Origin of the sequence: Paenibacillus sp. V4I5 (assembly GCF_030817255.1) — a bacterium.
In the GTDB taxonomy this organism is placed as follows: domain Bacteria; phylum Bacillota; class Bacilli; order Paenibacillales; family NBRC-103111; genus Paenibacillus_E.
The window spans coordinates 6,674,462-6,696,594 of record NZ_JAUSZB010000002.1; the positions used below are offsets into that span (position 1 = coordinate 6,674,462).

General features: G+C 43.4%; 14 protein-coding genes and 1 pseudogene. 12 read left to right on the top strand and 3 right to left on the bottom strand.

What is annotated here, in order from left to right:
- Positions 1-62 precede the first annotated feature (62 nt).
- From ltrA (QFZ78_RS32575) to QFZ78_RS32600, 6 genes are all read left to right on the top strand, one after another.
- A complete protein-coding gene (ltrA, locus tag QFZ78_RS32575; RefSeq protein WP_307553480.1) occupies positions 63-878 on the top strand; it encodes a group II intron reverse transcriptase/maturase in 816 nt (271 codons plus the stop codon).
- A 514-nt stretch (positions 879-1,392) separates the two neighbouring features.
- Positions 1,393-2,637, top strand: a complete 1,245-nt coding sequence (gene ltrA / locus QFZ78_RS32580; RefSeq protein WP_307553481.1) for a group II intron reverse transcriptase/maturase — start codon at positions 1,393-1,395, stop codon at positions 2,635-2,637.
- 160 nt (positions 2,638-2,797) lie between these two features.
- The gene (locus QFZ78_RS32585) at positions 2,798-3,304 is read left to right on the top strand and encodes a group II intron maturase-specific domain-containing protein (protein ID WP_307553482.1); all 507 of its coding nucleotides are present in this window, start codon (positions 2,798-2,800) and stop codon (positions 3,302-3,304) included.
- A gap of 123 nt (positions 3,305-3,427) precedes the next feature.
- The gene (locus tag QFZ78_RS32590) at positions 3,428-3,751 is read left to right on the top strand and encodes a hypothetical protein (RefSeq protein WP_307553483.1); all 324 of its coding nucleotides are present in this window, start codon (positions 3,428-3,430) and stop codon (positions 3,749-3,751) included.
- A gap of 134 nt (positions 3,752-3,885) precedes the next feature.
- Positions 3,886-4,737: a protein phosphatase 2C domain-containing protein gene (locus QFZ78_RS32595; RefSeq protein WP_307553484.1), complete on the top strand. Its 852-nt coding sequence runs from the start codon at positions 3,886-3,888 to the stop codon at positions 4,735-4,737.
- 212 nt (positions 4,738-4,949) lie between these two features.
- Positions 4,950-5,852 (top strand): ATP-grasp domain-containing protein, encoded by a 903-nt coding sequence (locus QFZ78_RS32600; RefSeq protein ID WP_307553485.1) that lies wholly within the window; start codon positions 4,950-4,952, stop codon positions 5,850-5,852.
- Positions 5,853-6,428: 576 nt separating this feature from the next.
- Here QFZ78_RS32600 and QFZ78_RS38680 read toward each other — a convergent pair.
- Positions 6,429-6,623 (bottom strand): annotated as a pseudogene (locus QFZ78_RS38680) (transposase); the annotation flags it as partial.
- A gap of 22 nt (positions 6,624-6,645) precedes the next feature.
- Positions 6,646-6,933, bottom strand: a complete 288-nt coding sequence (locus QFZ78_RS32610) for a hypothetical protein (protein ID WP_307553486.1) — start codon at positions 6,931-6,933, stop codon at positions 6,646-6,648.
- Positions 6,934-7,195: 262 nt separating this feature from the next.
- Between QFZ78_RS32610 and QFZ78_RS32615 the strand changes: the two genes are divergently transcribed.
- Both QFZ78_RS32615 and QFZ78_RS32620 read left to right on the top strand, forming a co-directional pair.
- Entirely contained in the window at positions 7,196-12,481 is a 5,286-nt protein-coding gene (locus tag QFZ78_RS32615; RefSeq protein WP_307553487.1) for an S-layer homology domain-containing protein, read from the top strand.
- 2 nt (positions 12,482-12,483) lie between these two features.
- On the top strand, positions 12,484-16,218 hold the full coding sequence (locus QFZ78_RS32620; protein ID WP_307553488.1) for an NPCBM/NEW2 domain-containing protein: 3,735 nt from the start codon (positions 12,484-12,486) through the stop codon (positions 16,216-16,218).
- Positions 16,219-16,275: 57 nt separating this feature from the next.
- On the opposite strand, the gene QFZ78_RS32625 is transcribed toward QFZ78_RS32620, so the two are convergent.
- Positions 16,276-17,403 carry a GntR family transcriptional regulator gene (locus QFZ78_RS32625; protein WP_307553489.1) on the bottom strand — a complete coding sequence of 376 codons (1,128 nt, stop codon included), beginning with the start codon at positions 17,401-17,403 and terminating at the stop codon, positions 16,276-16,278.
- 211 nt (positions 17,404-17,614) lie between these two features.
- On the opposite strand from QFZ78_RS32625, the gene QFZ78_RS32630 reads away from it, so the two are divergent.
- From QFZ78_RS32630 to QFZ78_RS32645, 4 genes are all read left to right on the top strand, one after another.
- The gene (locus QFZ78_RS32630; protein ID WP_307553490.1) at positions 17,615-18,910 is read left to right on the top strand and encodes a glycoside hydrolase family 125 protein; all 1,296 of its coding nucleotides are present in this window, start codon (positions 17,615-17,617) and stop codon (positions 18,908-18,910) included.
- 2 nt (positions 18,911-18,912) lie between these two features.
- Complete coding sequence (locus tag QFZ78_RS32635) at positions 18,913-19,815, top strand: carbohydrate ABC transporter permease (protein ID WP_307553491.1); 903 nt, start codon at positions 18,913-18,915, stop codon at positions 19,813-19,815.
- A 12-nt stretch (positions 19,816-19,827) separates the two neighbouring features.
- On the top strand, positions 19,828-20,658 hold the full coding sequence (locus QFZ78_RS32640; protein ID WP_307553492.1) for a carbohydrate ABC transporter permease: 831 nt from the start codon (positions 19,828-19,830) through the stop codon (positions 20,656-20,658).
- Positions 20,659-20,761: 103 nt separating this feature from the next.
- Entirely contained in the window at positions 20,762-22,111 is a 1,350-nt protein-coding gene (locus tag QFZ78_RS32645) for an ABC transporter substrate-binding protein (RefSeq protein ID WP_307553493.1), read from the top strand.
- Positions 22,112-22,133 lie beyond the last annotated feature (22 nt).

Below are 22,133 nucleotides of genomic sequence, written 5' to 3' on the forward strand. Positions count from 1 at the left end.
GGGAAGGGCGCCGAAAGGCAATACCCCACTTCGTTTACGGGATATCAAGGAGGTAAGAGCAAGTGAATGCCGAATACACGGCTAACGCCACCAATGAAAACGCTCGACAACTCCAAAATACCCTCTATCTTGCGGCTAAGGAGAACCCAACGCGTAAGTTTCATGCGCTGTACGACAAAGTATTCAGGAAAGATATCCTGAAAGAAGCATGGACAAGAGTGAAAACCAATCGTGGAAGTGCCGGCATCGATGGACAAACGATCGAATTCATCGTTCGAGAGATTGGCGAAGAAGCCTTCATCGAAGAGATAAGGCAACAGCTAATGAATGGGGAATACCGACCGTCTCCGGTCAAACGGAAAGAGATTCCGAAGCCGGACGGAAAGACACGTCCATTAGGTATTCCAACAGTCCGTGACCGGACTGTTCAGATGGCAACCAAACTGGTGATCGAAGGTATATTTGAATCAGATTTTAAAGATTGCTCTTACGGATTTCGCCCCAAACGGTCGGCTCACCACGCTATAAAGAGCATCCGGGAAAGCATCAATTGGGGCGTCATCAACTGGGTGGTCGACGTAGATATAACAGGCTACTTCGATAATATCTCCCACAGCAAGCTGATGAAACTGGTCGAAGAACGCATCTGCGATAGGCGCATACTGAAGTTAATTAGACAGTGGCTTGAAGCAGGTGTAATGAAGGATGGCTTATGGCACAAAACGGAAATCGGAAGTCCACAAGGCGGCGTAATATCTCCTCTTTTGGCCAACATCTATCTCAACTACCTCGATACGATATGGGAAAAACGATTTTCTCATCTCGGAAAGCTAATAAGGTATGCCGACGATCGTGCGCCACGAATGCATGGCGCGTAAGAAAGCCAAAGCAATGCTGAACAAAAGATGAAGGCGGGCCCTTCGGAGTCGCTGTGCAGGCGGAGGCTTCAAACTACCTTAAGCTGCTGCGGTCAAAAGCCGTCGGTGGTGAGCGTTAAGGAAAAGGCAGAGCAAGACTCTGTCAGGTGAGTGTTACGGAGACGAACACAAGTCAATGGCTGATAAAGTGTCGAAAGCGTAGGGATGTCATCAAAACCAGGAGGGAGTCGTTGGCCTGGGATGAGTCTGGAGGAAACCTGTTTACTGTCCAGATGGTGACCGGCATGAAGGCGGCGTGAACGTAACACAGGCTTTTGTTCGGAACGTGGGAACCTACGACTCCGATGCGAATGGAAAAATCCAAGCGGAAATCCCGCAAGGATGAAAGTACAAATGCGGAGTATAGGGGCGGAATAGCCCGTAGTAGCGATGAACCCACTGAAAAGGTGGCGGAGCCAAGGGGCTGTGTTATCCAGTTTTGAAAATACGTCAACCGCGAAAGTGGGAGGAACAAATGGACAAAACAAAGTCGTATGAAATTTCAAAGCACATCGTATGGGAAGCTTATGAGCGAGTCAAAGCGAATAAGGGAGCGGCCGGAGTCGATGAAGAGTCGATTCAAAAGTTTGAGGAAACCCTGAAAGACAACCTCTTTAAAATCTGGAACAGAATGTCCTCGGGAAGTTACTTTCCCCCGTCAGTTAAGGCGGTAGAGATACCGAAGAAGAATGGCGGGGTAAGGATATTGGGGATTCCAACCGTCTCAGATCGTATCGCGCAAATGACAGTTAAGCTGGTCTTTGAGCCGATGGTGGAACCTATATTTCACTCCGACTCCTATGGGTACAGACCGGGGAAATCCGCGATTGATGCGGTTCGAGTAACAAGAACCAGATGTTGGAGATATGACTGGGTGTTGGAATTTGACATTAAAGGTCTATTCGACAACATCGATCATGGGTTGCTTATGAAGGCAGTAAAGAAACATACGGACTGTGCGTGGATCATTCTCTACATCGAAAGATGGCTAAGAGCTCCGTTCCAAATGAAGAATGGAGACATTGTAGAACGAACCTCCGGCACGCCGCAAGGCGGGGTCAGCCCAGTACTTGCGAATCTGTTCATGCATTATACATTCGATAAATGGATGGGACTCGAGCATTTCAATAATCCGTGGGCAAGATATGCGGATGATGCAGTGATCCACTGTCGTACGAAAGAGGAAGCTGAACGGCTGCTTGAGCAACTCAAAGGACGGTTCACGCAATGTAAACTCGAACTGCATCCGGATAAAACGCGAATTGTGTATTGCAAAGATGATGACCGAAAAGGGGAGCATTCCGAAATTAAGTTCGACTTTCTGGGGTACACCTTTCGGCCAAGACGATCGAAGAATCGGTTTGGAAAATACTTCATCAACTTCACGCCAGCAGTGAGCAACAAGGCGTGCAAAGCGATGAGACAGACGATTAGAGGCTGGCGGATGCATTTGAAACCGGACGTGGCTATTGATGACCTGTCGCGGATGTTCAATACCTCGATTAGAGGGTGGATCAACTATTATGGACACTTCTACAAGTCGCAACTATATCCCGTTTTACGCCATATGAACGAGGCACTCATCCATTGGGCAAGAAGGAAGTACAAGAAACTGGAGAGGCACAAGACACGGGCGATAAATTGGATGGGACGACTTGCAAAGAATCTTCCTAAACTGTTTGCACATTGGCAGATGGGAATACTGCCTACGGCTGGATAATGGGAGCCGGATGAGCCGAGAGGTTCACGTCCGGTTCTGAGAGGGCCTGAGGGTGTGATTCCCTCGGGCTACTTACCTTGTCATTCTGTGTCGATACAAACCGCAGGCGCTCGAGGCGATTCAGACACTTAAAGCGATCTTTGGGAAACTGGAATTGACCATGAACACGTCCAAATCAAAGCTAGTGTGTCTTTGGAAGAACCAGGACGGGTTCGACTTCCTTGGCTTTCATCATCGGAAGATGCCTTACCTCCATAAAAACGGGACAAAGTATCGACTGCGAAGCTTTCCATCTAAGAAAGCAATGAAGAAGATGCGCACTCGTGTGAAGGAAGAAACCGCATCCAGAGGTCGATTAAACTGGCAGTTAAAGTTGATGGTCGAGCTACTGAATCCAATGATCCAAGGATGGCGTAACTTCTACGCTCATCAGGATGTGGATCGAAGTATGGCAAACCGTCTCCTTGCAAAAGTTGACTGGTACATTCTGAGGAGATTGAGACAGTTCTGGAATAACAAACACAGGAAGCGCAAGCGGAATTGGTCGGAGATGCATATTCTGCTTCAACGTACAGGACTGAAAACATTATGCACTTGGAAAAACCGTACTGCCCAAGATGAAGAACGTCGGAAAGCCGTATGCGGGAAAACTGCACGTACGGTTTGATGAGGAGGGGCTGGGATCCCCAGTCCTTTACTCTACTTTGCGTGGTAACTTCAAGGTTACTGGAAGGAAATTCAAACTGATAAAAGAATATATTAAGGAGTAAATCGAGAAAGGGATTTGAATATGCGAGTCATTACTTTATGCGGTTCTACAAAATTCAAAGAACAATTTGAACAAGCGAACGCATATCTTACACTTCAAGGTAACATCGTTATTAGCGTTGCCTTCTTTGAGCAAAGCGATGGTTTTGAAATAACAGAAGAACAAGCTGAATTACTAGGAAACATGCATTTTAGAAAGATTGATATTTCTGATGAAATATTCGTAATTGATGTTGATGGTTACATAGGGAACAGCACAAGGAGAGAGATCCAGTATGCTGAAGAAAAGGGAAAGGCAATCCGTTACTACTCTAGTGCTAGGATTCCTTCAAGTGTATTTGACTAAAGAAGCTTGCCTCGCGGTAACTCCTTATTTTGTTCATTCAAGTAACAGGCAGATAGTTCCAATACTTGGTAATGGAGAAAATGGCAAAATAAGTAAATGGTATTACAGAATAATTTGAGAAAGGGGCGAACAACTTGTTTGTTACTTATGAGGAGATCACCAAGAAAGGCGTTGGGATATTAAATGAGGATGCCATTATTACGCATCCGAAAGCAAATTTGTATGGAGCTTTGGATGGTGTTTCTTCCTTGGTACCCTATCTAAATTCCAAAAAGGAAACTGGCGGTTTTATTGCGGCGAATCTGGTAAAAAACTACTTCGAATCTGTTACTGATCCTGGAAGTTTAAAGGACCACATGATTGAGGTGAATGATCTTCTTAGGGAACAAATGGTGCTCGCTAATATTGATCTGGAGAAAAAGGAAGAACTTTGGGGAGCGGCATTGGCAATCGTTCGTATTCAGGATGATGGTGTGGAGTTCATACAGACAGGGGATTGTATGACTCTAGCAGTGTATGATAATGAGGAGGTTCGCCCATTAACATGGAGACAAGTTTCTCACTTAGAAGCTCCAGCATTCGCTAAATGGCAGGAAGGAATCACTAAAGGCTTAAAAAGCCAGAAAGATCTTCATGAAACCGTTATTGATACAATAAAAAAGAACCGATATCGCGCTAATACAGATGGTGGTTACGGGGTCTTAAATGGGGAAAAGGATGCAGTTCGTTTTTTCGAATACGGAAAAATTAATCTGACGTGTTTAAAACATATCATATTGTTGACTGATGGGATGTTTTTACCAACAAATATCGTACCCGAACAGAGTTCGTATTGGAGCTTTGTTGCGCAAAGAATATTGAATAAAGGTATAAAACTTTATACTCAAGAATTAATAGAACTTGAAGAATGCGATCCTGAGTGTATTCAACATATCCGCTTTAAGAAATCGGACGACAAGACCGCAATGGTGATTAATTTCCATTAGCAGTGCGCTAACTGATACTATAGCTTAATAACAACATGAAAGGCAGCCGGTCCAAGTGGATTGGTTGCCTTCTCTCAATTACACGGGCAGGATAGTTTAATCCGACTCACGAATATGTAATACATTTAAGGTGTTTGCGAAGTTCGCAAATATGACGTTAGATGAAACTTCTGAAAGTACAAGATCAAATCCAATATGGGAGTCGAATCTATATGTTTCTTATTTTTTGTTCAGATCCGATGAATAAAAATGCAGTTGATTTTGATTATGAGAAGGAATACTCCATTGCTAAATCACTTGGGTTTTCTGTCATGTTGATTAGTCTTGAAGAGTTATTGGAAGGCAATACTGACAAATCCCTAAGTAAGATTAATGCAGTTGAATCTCATGAATCAGCTCTATATAGAGGCTGGATGATGAAGCCTAAGAACTATGAAAATTTATACAACGGATTACAAAAGAAGAATATAATTCTCATCAACAATCCTGATGCATATAAGAATGGTCACTGGTTTCCCAATTCTTATGATAAGATTAAAGACTTTACCCCTTATAGCAATTGGATTCATATTGAAAACCTAAATAATGATTTCGATATAATCTATAGGAATCTGTCTGAGTTTGGGAACAAGCCAATTATCATAAAGGATTATGTGAAATCTAGGAAACACGAATGGAACGAATCATTTTTCATACCTGATGCTTCGGATAGAAATCACGCAACCATTGTAATCAAGAATTTCATTGATCGACAAGGTGAACACATTAATGAAGGTATAGTATTTAGAGAGTTCGTGAATCTTGAAAGAATATCTATGCATTCTAAGAGTCAGATACCACTCTCAAAGGAATTTAGGTTGTTTTATTTCCAAAAACAATTTCTTTTTCAATTCGATTATTGGGAAGATATTCATTACGATGATGAGAAACCTGATTTAACGATCTTCAATCGTCTTGCTCAGAATATTGGAAGCAACTTTTTTTCGATGGACATCGGAAAGACAGATTCTGGAGAATGGATAATTATTGAAATTGGAGATGGGCAAGTATCTGGCTTGCCAATTGATTCCAATATTCTGGGATTTTATAAATCCATTAAAGAGCGTACGGGGTGATTCATGGAGGGCAGAAGCTTCGAACCGAACATCATTACGCTAACGAGTAACGTTAGTTCAATAACCCACATTAAGAGGCTGCCACGAAGAACGACCGGCAACCTTGCTGTGATAACGGGCAGAATAGATTAATTGAACGGGTTTATTTTTGGAGTAGAGTAGCATAAAAACACTGTAAATAAACTAAAAAAAGCGTACGGAATGGCATCGCCTATCCCCACGCTTTTTCTTATTTCATATAGTATTTTTTATCACGATTTCAGAAACAAACAGTCATTGTAATGTTTTTATTTCAGCCTGTAAAAATTCAATCAAAGCACGGTTTGAGATATAATAGTCAACAGAGTTTATAAAATCATTTGTATTTAGCTGGTTTATGTTATCATCCCTTTGAACCCAAAAGACCTCGCTCGGACCGTATTACCATGCTCCGATTCGTTTCCCTGATTTTATTCAATATGAATACCCCAATCCAATGTATGAGCTCCTTCACGCCCATTATTTTGATCATTCTCTTTAAATTATAGGCAAGACAAATCAAATTGGTCTCAGTACCTACTGATGCCAACCCTCGTGTTAAAAAGTATGTATAGCCCAGTGACGTTTTATCGTCCCAAAAGGGTACTCAACGATTTGCCCTCTTAGCTTATAAATATTACTTTGTCTACGCGTATTTTCAGTAATCTGTTCGATCACTTCTTCGTCTCTAAGCCTAGTTACCGCCCTTCCGCCTTTGGCAGAAGTACAGGACTCTTTTTGTCCGCAAATATCGAAGGCTTCACAAGTGTAACGATTATACTCTTTCCCATCTTGTTTTCCATTCCATTTGAAAGGTAATTACCTGCAACTCATGCATTCTCTTCTGATAGACCTCTAACTTTTCAGTGATTTCCTGCTTTTTTTGGCGATTGTCCTCCGTTAAAAAATCACGCAAATATGCATCTATCTTTTCATCGATATGCTCTAGTTTCTTACTGACAATATTGGCATTAAAGTGTTGCTTTTTAGAGCAATCCGCCTTTATTTTTGTGCCGTCAATCGCGACAAGTTGACCATCAATCAATCCGAAACCTTTTAACATTAAGGTGAACTCTCTAAACAGCTTTTTTTGGCTGCTTGGTTATTCTTCATGAAAGCAGATAAAGTGCAGCAGCGGCTGCTTTTTTTTTGTTTCAATCGTAAGCAAGCTCTTATATATATAAATATCTGCCCTAGAAGTGGGATTTTTCCTCATTATGGCAGCGAGGGTAGTCTGATATACTGAACACGCACAAAGAAAATGTAAGGGCTTCCAAGTTCTGGTGAAAGTGAATGAATACAATCATGAAGGAGGACATTTGCAAATGTTAAAGGCTAAAAGATGGCTTAGTGCGGTTCTGACATTTGTGCTAATGGCGTCGGTTCTTATTATTCCTACAGAAACCGCCCAAGCTGCACCGGAAACAACGATGGACGCAGGAGCAGCGCCCGCAGCGATTTATCCTTACGATCAATCCACAAGGTATGCGGCTTCAGCGAACTTTACGCTCAAAGCGAATGGGGTGCCGATCCCAGTAATTAAAGCTTACAACGATTATGATTACGCTCATTTCTCGATGTCCGGCGGTCCTGTGACGTATGAGGTGACGATTCTGAATACGGACAAGGTGCATGAGTACGCAATCAGTCCTAAGAAACTTGGAATCAAGGCTGATAGTGTTGTAGGCAGAACGTTAACGATTACAACTCAGAAGGACGAGTATTTAATCATTACGATGAACAACCGAACAACGAGGCTCGTCATTGCAGCCGATCCGGCGGAAACCGATATTCCGGCCTCTTCAGGAGAAGGAATCTACAATATCACCGAAGCTCCTTACCATTTAACGACAACTGGCGTTCAGACGGGGGTAACCGAAAGAACGGCAGCGATTCAGAAGGCAATTGATGATGCCAGCAACTACGGTACAGTACGGGGGAATAACGCTCAAGGCGTTGTCTATGTACCGGCGGGTACATACTATATTGGTAACTTAATACTGAAAAGCAATACAGCCATCTACATGCAGCCCGGAGCAACCTTTGTAGGTACAGGGAAGACAGCTGATTATACGGAGCATTGGTTTAAAAATTCCATGGGTAGACCAGCAACATGGTGGATCTCCACGGCGTTTAATTCCCAGAATATCAAAATCTACGGACGTGGAACGATCGACGGAAACGGAAAATCGCTGCACGATGATAAGAGCACCAACAATAAAGGGATGATCAACAACCTGGTAGTGCCAATTGCTACATCCAACTTTACCATGGATGGTGTCATCATTCGTGAATCTGCGGGATGGGCGGTCATGCCTGTTCGTTCCAATGATTTGGTATTTACAAATTTAAAGATGTTTAACAGCCTTGGCATGGGCGAGAATGACGGGATTGATATCGTCGAGTCGCAAAATGCTATCGTACGCAATTCGATTGGTATTGCTCTGGATGATCCTTATTCGACAAAAGCATGGAAAGAGGATACGGATATCGCATCAGGAAAAGTGCCTTGGCCAGGGAATCCAGAACCAGTGAGCAATGTTTTGATCGAGGACAGTATCACTTGGACCTTATGTTACGGTTACAAAATCGGTCAAGGTGTTATGCAGAATCAAGACAACATCACATTTAGAGATGGTGTAGTTTACAAGGCTGCTGTAGGTTTCGCAATCCATCATAAATATGGGGTAGGCACGGTAAGCAACGTTACGTTTGAAAATATCGATGTTGAGGACATTAGCGGTAAGAATGAGGACAATAGTGCGTGGATGACCATGTTTACGGTGAATCACAATAACAATGGTGCAGGGCCGATCACTGGGGTTACCGTGAAAGATATTACTGTGCGTGACGCCGGTGAAAGTTTTGCCAAAATCAAAGGGCAAGAAGGGGCATTGATTACGGGTATTACCTTTGAAAATGTATATATGCCGGGGAGCTCTAAGCCTGCGACGACTTTACATGAAATGAATTTTACGGATCGGGCATTTTATAGCGGAGTTACCATTAAACCGGTGCAGGCACAAGAACCGAGACCGCGGACGAACTTGGCACTGAAGCAAACCGCAGTAGGATCTTCAAGCGACGGTTCGGTCGATACTGCTTCTTGGGCCTTTGACGGCAATTTAACGACGCGATTCGGGTCCAAGCGAGGCGTAGATCCAGGATGGTTGTACGTTGATCTTGGTGAAAGCAAACGGATCAATGAAGTACGTCTCTATTGGGAAGCGGCTTACGGCAAAAGCTATCAGATTCAAGTGTCCGATGATGCGGAGAACTGGACCCATGTGTTCAGTACAACAAGCGGAAAAGGCGCACTGGAAACAATTGCATTTAACGAAGTTAATGCCCATTATGTACGCATGTACGGAACAGTCAGAGCTACCCAATACGGTTACTCTATATGGGAGTTTGAGGTGTACGGACCAGAGGTTTTAGCAGACAGTATTACACTCGATAAGTCGAAGCTCGATATGTTAACCGGCATGACCGAGCAGCTTACGGCAGCGCTGCTTCCGGAGAATACGACGAACAAAAAAGCATTTTGGACAACAAGTAATCCAAATGTCGCGAGTGTAAACAGCAGTGGTCTCGTTACCGCAACAGGCCCTGGTACCGCCACCATTACAGCTACAACGTCAAATGGAGAATTAATAGCGACAGCAGCGGTGACTGTAACAGGAATCGGAACGCCTGGATTGCATGCCGCTATGGCTGGGGATGGGCAAGTGAGCTTGAGCTGGGGCGCCGTAGAAGGGGCGACAAGCTATCAAATATTTAGCCGTGATACTGCAGGTTCCTACGGAGCGGCTCTAGCGACTGTGAACAGCTCAACTAACGGTTATAAAGCAGAAGGGCTGATCAATGGAACTACCTATTTCTTCGTGATTAAGGCGGTCTATCCTGGAGGAGAGAGCGCTGCGTCCAATGAAGTCAGTGCTACTCCACAGGTAGCGCCTATAATGGATTTTGTTGCGCCAGAGGATGCTAACATCCACTATATGGGCAGGTGGGATCGTAGCGCTTCAGCAACCTACAAAAGCTACTGGCCGGGCGCATCCCTTCGGGTAAGCTTTACGGGGACGAATGTCCAGATCAAATTGGGTGCTTCAGCGAATCTGTATGCCAAGCTCGATGATGCTCCTTACGTTTTGTATAAAAATGCGACTGGAACCATCCATTTAACACCGACGCCACTTCCTGCGAGAACACATACACTAACCGTAGTTTCCAAGGATATTCTGGATGTCCTATCCTTTCAAGGACTGCTTCTTGATAGCGGAGCGACTACCGTGCAAGCGGCTCCGAGGGATCATTTGATTGAGTTCATAGGCGATTCCATTACCGTAGGCTACACGACGCCTGAAGTATCGATCGGTTCCTACGCATGGTTGGCGGGAGAGCAGCTGGGTGCCGATCATACTCAGATTGCCTACACCGGGATTTGCCTGGAGACAGGTGTAGCTTGCTATGTGCCTAATTCACTCGGGATGAGCGAGCAATATTTCAAGCTGCAGCCAGGTGATTATCCGGACTCACCGGATTGGAATTTCAGCACGTACCAGCCTGATGCGATTGTTATTAATTTAGGGACTAATGATGCTAAGTTCAATGTATCCGATAACAATTTTCAGAGCACATATACGGCATTTCTCCAGCAAATAAGGACGAAATACCCGTCTGCTCAGCTGTTTGTACTTCGCACTTTTGGTGACTTCAAAGCTGTGCCTACGCTGGCCGCAGTCAATAGCCGAATCGCTGCAGGCGATACCCAGCTGCATTATTTAGATACAACTGGATGGGTAGATACATATCCGTCATCCGATTTCAACGACAGTCTGCATCCTTCCAGCGCCGGACATGTCAAGATTGCAAATCGGCTTGCGCAGGTGATAAGACCTTATCTTGACCCTATCGAACCGCCGATTGAGGCTCCAGAGTTGCAAGATATTCCGGATAAGAAAGCTGGAGATACGGTTACCATAACCGGACGTACGGAGCTGAGCACGTTGACAATTAAAGTGTTAAGACCGGACCAAAGTATCCTCTATATCAATGTGCTAAAAGGCGGGAATTTTAGTGACTCGTTCACCCTGCCGAATGACGCTATGATCGGTACGTATACGATTGTTGCCGGAAGCGGGGATGTACGGACGGTGAAGCGTTTTGAGGTCATCGAAGATCGCGGCTCAGAAGTTCTAGTAACAGAGATCAGTCTGAATCCTACCAATTACACGATGGCTGTTGGCAGCCAAGTGCAGTTTATAGCAACTGTATTGCCTGTTCAAGCAACGAATAAAACAGTGACTTGGTCTGTATACAATGAAACAGGTCTAGCTCAGATTGATCAGCAAGGGTCATTAACGGCGATTCAAGCAGGAATTGTCACTGTAAAAGCTGCGGCAAAAGATGGATCAGGCATCGTGGGGACTTCTCTTGTAACCATTACGCGCAGCGATGATGGGGGAGATAACACGTCATCGAATAATGGCGGCAATAGCAACAACCTCTTGCCTTCGGTCACACCGGTCACTCCGGTTATGAAAGATGGTATGGCATTCGTACAGCTGGATGAGAAGCAAACATCAGCCCTTGTATCCATGCTTGACATTCAAGAGCGAGCAATGCAAGTGAATGTTGGAGGTGCTGCTGTAACCATTGATCAGACGGAGTTGAAATATCTTCTTTCCAAAGCAGGAACTACGGAAGGGGCAATGGTACAAGTCAAAGTGGAACCGGTCGTAGACAATGTCAGTCAAGCTCAGCAGGGGACAGCGCTATTAAAAGTTTCAGGGCTAATCTATGAGATCAAAGTGTCCTTGCTAACTAAGGATAATCGCGAGATCAAGGTTGAACAATTGCGTGGAAGTGTCGAAATCTCCTTGCCATTCGATACGAAGAATACGGATCCATTACTGCTTGGTGTTTATTACTACAATGAGCAAATGAATCAATGGGAATTTGTTGGCGGGAATATGAACCCTGACACAGCATCGATTACCGTGAAGCTGAAACATTTGAGCAAATATGCAGCTATAGAATATAGAAAGTCGTTTGATGATGTAGACAAAAACCATTGGGTGGCGCGTACGCTAGAAGTATTATCAGCTAAACATATCATTTCAGGAAAAACGGATAGCTTGTTTGTTCCCGATGATAAGACCACGCGGGCAGAGTTCACAGCTATGCTGATTAGAGCTTTAGGATTGTCTGTAAATGCAAACGGAAATGCAATCGCATCTCCATTTAAAGACGTTGGTAATAACGATTGGTTTGCAGGTGCTGTCCAAGCAGCTTATGGGGCTGGACTCGTTTCTGGAGTCACGGATACTGAATTTGCTCCTCATACAGCGATTACTCGTGAACAGATGGCGATTATGCTTGTGAAGGCTTATGAGATTAAGCATGGAAAGATTAGCTTGAAAGAAAAACCTTTACATTCCTTTGAAGATGGAACTGATGTTTCTGAATGGGCAGTGGAAGCCGTTAATAAAGCATTAACGGTTAAGCTGATGCAAGGTGTGAAGGATGGCGGGTTTGATCCTCAGTCTCAAGCAACCCGTGCGCAAAATGCGCAGGCTATCTATAATCTTGCATTCGAGGAGGAGTAAAATTGAAAAGAAGACGTCATATTCTGCACGTCATCGTAAGTTTGTTGTTAATGATTTGTTTGCTGACCACCAACTTTGCAGTAGGATTCTCCAAAGAAGCCACTGCTGCTGAACCTGTACAAACTTCGAGCGTAGCTTCGGTGACCGAAGCGACCTACAACGAGACGCTGCTAGATACCAATTCTGCTGTTTACAATGGTGCAGCACAAGCGCAATTGAGCGTATCTCAGTCGGTTTATGTGTCTGATCTGGACTGGGTAAGCTCCGAGTCTTACTGGAGTCCAACCAAGCGGGATCGATCATTGGATGGCAATCCGCTAACCTCTGCCGGCAAAGTATACAGCAAGGGGATCGGCACACATGCAAGCTCCAAAATCGTATATAATCTCGATCCTGGGTACAAGCGTTTTACAGCTTTAGCAGGTATCGATGATGAGGTGAAGTCCAACCCGGAGTTTGTGAAGGCTAAAGCGAAATTTTACGTCAAGGCTGACGATGTCGTCATTGCGAGTTCACCAGATTTGAAATTTAACGAAACGTATATGTTCAATATTAGCATTCCTGCTGGAGCGAAGACGCTGACATTGATTACAGACAATCTGAGCGATCCTACCTGCGATCATACAGACTGGTTGGATGCCAAATTCATACTGAGTGACGGTTCAGACGAATGGAAGCCTTCAGAGCCTGTGAACATCTCTAGTCCTCAAGGAAAAGTAACGAGTACCATAGAGCACATGAACGGCAGATTAACGTATTCTATGAGGTTTAATGGAAAAACAGTTATCGAGAAATCGTATCTCGGGGTCATTATCGAAGGGATCGACATCGGCGATCGCGCGGTTTGGGATCAAGATGAAGTGGTTACAAGTTCCCCTGATGCCGTTTCATATCCATGGATCGGGCAGCATTCCACAGCTCACGATCATCATACGCTGACGACAATTCCAATGGTCAACACGATTACCGGTATGAAGTATTCACTGGAAGTAAAGCTATTTGATGACGGTATCGCTTTCCGTTATGTAATTCCTCAAGGACCTACGGATTATGTCATTTCCGGAGAAAGCAGCAGTTTCAAAATCCCTGCTGACAGCACAGTCTGGTACCAACAGAACACGATTTCCTATGAAGGCCGATTTACGAAACAAAGCGCCAAATTGGTCCCTCTCGGCACGAAAATCGGTCCTCCGATGACGATAAAGCTGCCTGATAATGGCGGCTATGCGGCGATAACGGAAGGAGCTTTGGTCAATTATGTGGGAATGGCCCTCGTGGCCGAAGGAAACAGCACCTTCAAGGCTTACTTTAATGGGGGGAGCTGGACTTTATCCGGTTCTGTGTCAACGCCTTGGAGAATTGTTTCCGTTGCTAGTGATTTGAACGGCTTAGTGAACAGCGACATCATTCCAAACGTTAATCCCCCGAGAGCAGCCATTTATGATAACAACATGGACTGGATTAAACCAGGAGCATCGACATGGTCTTGGGTTGTGGACGGTGATGTTTCGCTTCTGAATATGAAGCTTTATATCGACTATGCTTCTGAACTCGGCATTCCTTACAATTTGATCGATGAGGGATGGACCGATTGGGCTGCTGCGCCGGATGCTTACTGGGCCGCTGTCAAAGAGGTAGTCGATTATGGTAAATCCAAACATGTAGAGAGTTGGTTGTGGAAATCGGCCTCAGACCGTTCGGGAGTGAAAGGAATATTCAATCGCGCTGACCGATTGGCCTTTTTCGAGAAGGCGCGAGCAGCTGGCGTTGTCGGCGTGAAGCTTGATTTTATCGACGGGGAAGAACTGTTTAAGATCAACTTCTACCGGGATACGCTGGAGGATGCGGCCAAATATCAATTGATGGTCAACTTTCATGGCGCCAATAAACCGACTGGCTTGTCTCGGACATATCCGAACGAGATAACGCGGGAAGGCATTCACGGGTTGGAGCAAGGCGCGCCTCCGGCTGACCATAACACAACCTTGCCTTTTACTCGTTATTTGGCCGGTCATGGCGATTATACGCCGATGTCACTAAGCAATCGTATGGGGAAAAGCTCCTGGAGCCATCAGATTGCCTCGGCACTCAGCTTTACGTCGCCAAGTCTTTCATTTGGCGAACATCCGGAGAATATGTTATTGAACCCGGCCTCGGAGTTCATTAAGAGCATTCCTACCGTCTGGGATGAGACAATCGTACTCTCTGGAAGTGAGATCGGTGAATTATCGGCAATGGCTAGACGTTCCGGTACTACTTGGTATGTAACCGTCATGAACGGTTTGCAGGAGCGCTCGACAGATGTGGCTCTATCGTTTTTAGGAAGCGGTAATTATAATGCGCAAATATTTGCGGATGATAGGACTAAACAAGACGGATATACGATTGAGAAAAAGGTGTTAACCTCCAGCAGTATACTGAACATGCAAATGCGTGGTAGCGGAGGCTATGTGGCTAAGCTTACGAAACTCGATATGGAGCCATTTGGCGGTGGATTTCTGGATAAGCGAAAAGTGTACCTCAAGCCCGTGAACGCTTCGAGTGAAATACACTATACGCTTGACGGATCCGAACCAACGGCAAGCTCGCCTAAATATGAGAATTACATTGAGCTAACCTCATCATCCGTCGTTCGCGCAAAGATCCTTAGCGGAGATGGAGCAGGAAGCACGGTTTCCGCTCGCTTTTACAAGACTTCGCCGTACTTGCAGATTGTCTATGATGGCAAACGCAGCTGGATGGATATAGGCGGTAAAGTGACCATGCTGACGAATGCTGAAGGAAGCAGCTACGAAATACGCTATTCCATTGACGGCAGCGAACCGTCCAGAGATTCACTGCTGTATACGGGGCCGTTTACGCTGCCGGTGAGCAGCGCAACCGTAAAAGCGAAGCTGTTTGTTCAAGGATATGCAGATTCGAATACCGTATCCAAAACGCTGCATACTTTTGAACATAATGGTCCTGTACCACCCCTGCCGGACGTTTATTTGGATCAAATGGACTGGGTGAGCGCGACATCAGGGTGGGCAAACGTACCCAAAAAGAATAAATCCATCGATGGGAATACGCTGACAGCTGCAGGCAAACCGTACGACCGCGGAGTGGGCACACATGCCAACTCAGAAATTGTTTATCATATCCCAACGGGGGCGAAACGGTTCGTCGCAGTAGCGGGCGCAGATGATGAAGTTAATGAAAACGGTGGCTATGCCAGCATGTTCTTCAAGGTTTATGCGGATGACAAGTTGCTCGCATTCTCGCCGCTTGTCGGCAAAGGTATGGTGTGGAACTTTGACGTACCGCTGCCTGATGGCGCAAAGCAGATCAGGTTATCCCTAAATGACGCTGGCGACAAGAACTTTGACCACGGCGATTGGATTCATGCGGGATTCGTGAATACAGGACCTAATATTGAGCCTTATACCATTATTTCGGACGGCGTACTGGATCGTAGTGAGGGTATTGGAGCCAAGGTGGAAGTAGCGGCCACTCCGGGAGCGGAACCACGACAAGGCAAGCAAGTGGTCGTGTTCCAGTTAATGAAAGACACAACGCCGGTAAGCATCTTCGCTATGGAAACAGATCCTATATCTACAGCTAAAGAGTTCGCAGCTTTTTTTGATATCGAAGATGCTGCGCATTTATCCTATACAGTTAAAGTATTTGTTCTGGACCAGCTTAACCGTGAAATGAACGCTTCTGTTAGCTTGGCGGTTCCATCTTTGCTGAAATAAATAAAAATGGGCAGTCGCCTTATGCGGTTTCATAGCTTGAGGCGACTGCTCTCTATATTATCTATCCATTCTCTTTACAAATGAATGAGCTACTAATGTTTGCGTTGGAACGGTGGTTCCATCCAACTGCATTTGCATCAAATTTACTGCATTTATTCCCATCTCTACTTCGTTTTGTCGAATGTAGCTGAACACGGGTTCTTCAAATAGATCGTCCGGAGAGTCGAAACAAACAATTTCGTAGTTCGTGTGTAATTCTAGTTTATTTAATACCTGTCGTAAAAGGATAGCTAATAAATATTCACCTACCACGAACGCTGTGATTTGCGGATTTCTCATTATGAATTGAGATATGATTTCACGGTCTTCCAAAATGTTGGAGTCCTTGTTCAATTGATTTGGAAGCGTAGCACTTAAATTTGTAATAAAATATTGCTGATCTATACCAATCCCTCGGTGCAGTAATGCATCCGTATACCCATGAACTCTTTCTTCAATTGTAGATGTGTTTTCAGGAGGAGTAGAAACAAAGGCAATATGTTTATGTTGTTTATCTAGTAAATAATCTGTAAGTTCTTGCGCTGCTTTTTTATTGTTTATGCATACCGAACAAGCATTAATTCCTTTTAAATAGCGATCGAGTAGGACAAGCGGGAATTCATTTAAGACAAGCTTTAAAAGCTCTTCATTGTAATGCTCTCCATGAATGGGATAAACAATTAATCCATCAATCCCCATTTTTACAAGTGAACGAATCGCAATTTCCTCTTCTTCCCTTAGATCATTGGTTAGTTTTAAAATCATCCGAATACGAAGCTTGGTGCATTGATGTTCAATAGCGCGCAGCAGTTTTGCTCCATAGGATTCTGAGAAATCCGGTAAAATGACCCCAATTAAGCGCCAGTCGTCAGAAGTAGGCGTTTCCAAATCGACCATTTCTTCTGTCAAGGCTAAGGAATGTAGCTCTGGTAAATGACTGCTTACATAAGAGCCTCTGCCGCGATGACGCTCAATTAAACCGGCTTGTGCTAAAATTTCCAAGGATTTTTTTGTTGTAATTCGGCTGACATGGAATTGATCTGCTAGTTCTAGCTCTGTAGGGATACGATCCCCTTCTTTTAGAACGCCACTTTTTATTTCGTTCAATATATGTTGGTAAATCTTTTCGTAGAGTGGGATTGCCATATTAATCATCCTTCATTCATTTAATGATATACCTAATATACTGTTTATTTTTTGAGATTACAATATAAACATAGTATTCATGCTGTTATATTAAAGACCGAAATTAACTAAATAAAATTATATTGACATAATATAACATACAACAATATACTAATTGCATAACCTGTATATATCAATATATATAACGACTAACAACGAAGAGAGTGATAACATGTATCCTTCTATACAAAACAGAATTCACAGGATTGAGGAGAAGTTTTTATCGACATCACCTAAATTAGTCCATATGTTCAAACAATGTTATCCAAACACGCTGGAAACAACGGTTGAGCTTTTGGCAGATGAAACAACATTTATCATAACGGGTGATATTCCAGCTATGTGGCTCAGAGATTCGTCTGCACAGGTAAGGCCCTACATTTCTGCATGTGCAGGCGATAAAGATTTAAAGCGTCTCATTCGTGGATTGGTCCATCGGCAAGCCATTAACATTTTAACAGATCCATATGCAAACGCCTTCAATAAAGAGGGCGATGGTTCTGGACATCAATCGGACTTGACGGAAATGGCCCCCTTTATTTGGGAGAGAAAGTTTGAATTGGATTCTCTATGCTACCCAGTCCAGCTTTGTAAGGATTATTGGGATGCTGCGCAAGACACAGAGCTCTTTAACGATTCTCTGCATCAGGCACTGCGTGTCATTGTAGAAACGATGCGAACTGAACAGCGCCATGATCAGCATTCTTCCTATTCATTTGAACGAAGCGAAGAACATTGTGTGTTGCCTTCGGATACGATTCCCTTTAAAGGTAAGGGGACTCGAACGAATTATACGGGCATGGTATGGTCGGGTTTTAGGCCAAGTGATGACGCTTGCAAGTTCGGTTTCTTAATTCCAGCCAATATGTTTGCAGTAGTCATTCTGGGTCACATTATTGAGTTTGCAGAAAATGCGTATCAGGATCATAGCCTTGCTGCCACTGCTAAAGATCTTAGGGCAGAAATTGAGTTCGGTATTCAAACATATGGTGTGTATCAACATCCCAAGCATGGCCCCATCTACGCTTATGAAACAGACGGTTTTGGAAATTACAATTTAATGGATGATGCTAATGTCCCAAGCTTACTATCCATTCCTTACTTGGGTTATCGTTCGAAGGATGATTCCATTTATCAAAATACTCGCGCCTTTGTTCTGAGTAAAGAGAATCCCTATTATTATGAAGGCATGTATGCGAAAGGAATCGGCAGTCCTCATACACCACAGGGGTATGTTTGGCATATCGGCTTAATTATGCAAGGGCTTACATCGAGGGATCTTAAGGAGCAGGATGCCATTATTCAAATGCTGCTTCATACTCATGCAGAAACAGGATTTATGCATGAAAGCTTCCATCCGGATCATCCAGAGCAATATACACGAAGTTGGTTTGCGTGGGCGAATAGCTTGTTCGGGGAATTTGTCTGGAAATGGGCTGAACAAAGGGACTTGATAAAGGAGGCATAGTATTGAAAGCAATTGTGCAAAAAAAGAATTTAAAAGCCTTGATCATCGGTTATTTATTCATATTACCTTCCATTATCGGTTTCAGTGTGTTTGTTGCTTACCCGCTCATAACCTCATTTTATTATGCTTTAACAGAATGGGATGGTTTTAATAAACCGAAATATGTCGGAATTGATAATTACATTTATATGTTTACAGTAGATCCTGCTTTCTGGACTTCCATAAAAGTAACTTTTTACTTTGTTTTTCTAAGCGTTCCTGCTTCACTAGCGCTTGGTTTACTCTTAGCCATGTTATTAAACAAAAACCTTCCCGGCATTAAGTATTTTCGCACTTTTTATTATTTACCCACCGTCTTACCTATTATTGCATCTCTTACGTTATGGAAGTTTATTTATCAACCTCAATATGGTCTTGCCAATCAAGTTTTAAACTTGTTAGGGCTCCCTCAAGGAACTTGGTTGACGGATGAGAATACAGCTTTGATTTCAGTCATTATTAACGGTTTATGGCAGGTTGGAGGTACCATGATTATCTTTTTAAGCGGTCTCCAATCGGTCCCTCAAGACTTTTATGAAGCCGCACAAGTGGATGGAGCCACAAGGTGGATGAGCTTTATCCAGATTACCATTCCGATGATTACTCCTATTCTTTTTCTTCAACTCATCTTAGGGATTATTGGAGCTTTCCAAGGGTTCACTCAGGTACTTGTATTAACGAACGGAGGACCTAATTTTTCCACAATGCTTCTTAACTTCAAAATATTTCAGGATGCTTTCAATGGCAAGATGTTTGGCTACGCGATTTCAGAAGTAAGTATCCTGTTTGCCATCATTATGCTATTTACATTGGTTACTTATAAATTTTCCAATCGATTTGTCTATTACGAAAATGATAATAGGTAAGAGGGTGGCAGTATGAAAAATTCTGCATTTCAAATATTTCGATTTATTATTCTTCTAGTTGGCTCAATCTCGATGCTGTATCCATTATTTTGGATGATCATTATAGCGTTAAAGGGAAACGATGATGTGTTCAGTCTTCCGCCTGATTGGTACCCCAAAGAATTCAATTGGGAAAACTTCGTAATTGGAACTGAACAAATTCATTTCTGGAGAGCGTTTTCAAATTCAATGATTATTGCAGTCCTATGTACAATCGGACAGATCATTAGCTCGGTTCTAGTAGGGTACGGCCTAGGTCGTTTGAGATTTCCGGGGCGTAAAATGTGGTTTTCTTTATTTGTAGGAAGTCTGATGTTACCAGGATTTATTGGTTTGATTCCCTTGTTCCATTTATATACATCACTGGGTTGGTATAATACTTGGCTTCCTATCATCGTTCCTGCGTTTTTCGGAAATGCATCCTTTACATTTTTGTTTATCCAATTTTCGAGTACCATTCCAAAATCCTTTGATGAAGCGGCGAAGATAGATGGTGCGAATGATCTTCGAATATTATGGAACGTTATTGTGCCGATGTCTATGCCCATTATTATCACCATGATGATTTTTTCGTTTCAGGGTTCTTGGAACCAGTATCTTGAACCTGTTATCTATTTGGTTGATCAATCAAAGTGGCCTTTGGCTGTTTCCATGGCTTCATACGCATCCACATGGACAACGCAATGGAATTATTTTATGGCGGCTGATCTGCTTTATATGCTTCCCATGCTGATTATCTTTTTTATCGGCCAAAAGTATTTCATGCAAGGTCTTGGATCGGTCAATTCCGCTGGTTTGAAATAGCCTCGACTCATTGAAAGGGGGAATGTCAAAAAAATGATTTGAAATGTCATTTATACTTAAAAGTAAAAAAGTTTTTTCTATAAAAAACGGGAGGTATTACAAAATGAAAAAACATCATGCAAGGGCAAGTCTATTATTAGCGGTCGTTATGGTATTTCCATTCGCTTTGTCAGCTTGCAGTTCTACTGATAAGGCGCCAACTTCAAGCACTTCGGCTGCAGCTACTACGAATGCTCCTTCAGCTACAAAGGAACCTACAAAAGCGGCACCTATTGAAGTCAGTATTATGACTTGGGAATCTCCATCTATGAATGAAAAGATTATGGCATCTATGAAAAAATTCGAAACAGCGAATCCAGGTATTACTGTGAAAATGATTCCTGCGCCATTATCCGATTATGGCCTAAAAATCAATCAAATGATAACAGCCAATCAGGGTCCCGATATATTCATGACAGGCAATGATATGGTGATTGCCAACGGTGCGGAAGGAAGACTGTATGACTGGAGTGCTAAGGCAGCTGGAGATAAGGAGTTTATGGATGGTTTTTATAACGGTGTACTGGATGCGTGGAAGTTAGATGGCGGCAAATTATATGGGCTGCCTGGTCTTTTAAATACATATGGTTATTTCTATAACAAGAAACTCTTCAAGGAGGCAGGATTAGCTGAGCCCAAAGCTGGTTGGACTTATGATGAAATGTTTGCAGATGCACTTAAGCTTTCTTCTAAAAAGGGAGGCGTGCAGCAATATGGATTGTATGCAACCGTTGACCCATTCAAATTATCCTTATATTCGGTTTCTGCCGGTGGTGCGCCATTTGCCAATGGAATCGTGAAACCTACCAAAGTTGAAATCAGTCCGCAGTTTATTGAAGGTTTAGAAAAATATAAGGCTGCAATCGCTAACGGCTCCATGATCCCGCCGAACTTCGACCAAACAAACGTCATCAGCAATTTTAAAGCTGGTACTGTGGCGATGACGCAACAAGGTCAATGGATTGCGGATGATTTGATCAGAACTGCACCTAATTTAGATTGGGGCTTTGTTCCAGGTCCTGTAGTAAACTCACAATCGGAAATTTACGATGCAGTTGGTTGGAGCAGCCCTTCCAACATTAAAAATCCGGATGCGATCTGGAAAGTGCTTAAATATTTGGATTCGACCATGTATGCAGAAGTATTGCCGCAAAATCCCGTTGCTCCTGCCGCACATAAGGATGCTGCAAAAGCCTACTTCGACTTTTTAACTTCTTCCAAGCATGCTGATGTTGCCGAAGGTGTGAATCATATTCTCCAATCCAAGAATGTTCAACCCGTACGATTCCTAACCACATGGGCAGGTAAAGCAAATCCATTTGTAGAGGCTTCATGGAATAATGTTTTGACAGGGAAAGCACCTGTCAGCAACCTAAACGATATGGTTGACAAGATTTCTAAGGTAATTAAATAGTTCTATTACATTGGAGGTGTGA

Bases quoted from the DNA above. Each gene is read 5' to 3' on its own strand.
- ltrA (WP_307553481.1), top strand. From the start codon at position 1,393: ATGGACAAAACAAAGTCGTATGAAATTTCAAAGCACATCGTATGGGAA.
- QFZ78_RS32585 (WP_307553482.1), top strand. From the start codon at position 2,798: ATGAACACGTCCAAATCAAAGCTAGTGTGTCTTTGGAAGAACCAGGAC.
- QFZ78_RS32590 (WP_307553483.1), top strand. From the start codon at position 3,428: ATGCGAGTCATTACTTTATGCGGTTCTACAAAATTCAAAGAACAATTT.
- QFZ78_RS32600 (WP_307553485.1), top strand. From the start codon at position 4,950: ATGTTTCTTATTTTTTGTTCAGATCCGATGAATAAAAATGCAGTTGAT.
- QFZ78_RS32610 (WP_307553486.1), bottom strand. From the start codon at position 6,933: ATGTTAAAAGGTTTCGGATTGATTGATGGTCAACTTGTCGCGATTGAC.
- QFZ78_RS32615 (WP_307553487.1), top strand. From the start codon at position 7,196: ATGTTAAAGGCTAAAAGATGGCTTAGTGCGGTTCTGACATTTGTGCTA.
- QFZ78_RS32625 (WP_307553489.1), bottom strand. From the start codon at position 17,403: ATGGCAATCCCACTCTACGAAAAGATTTACCAACATATATTGAACGAA.
- QFZ78_RS32630 (WP_307553490.1), top strand. From the start codon at position 17,615: ATGTATCCTTCTATACAAAACAGAATTCACAGGATTGAGGAGAAGTTT.
- QFZ78_RS32640 (WP_307553492.1), top strand. From the start codon at position 19,828: ATGAAAAATTCTGCATTTCAAATATTTCGATTTATTATTCTTCTAGTT.
- QFZ78_RS32645 (WP_307553493.1), top strand. From the start codon at position 20,762: ATGAAAAAACATCATGCAAGGGCAAGTCTATTATTAGCGGTCGTTATG.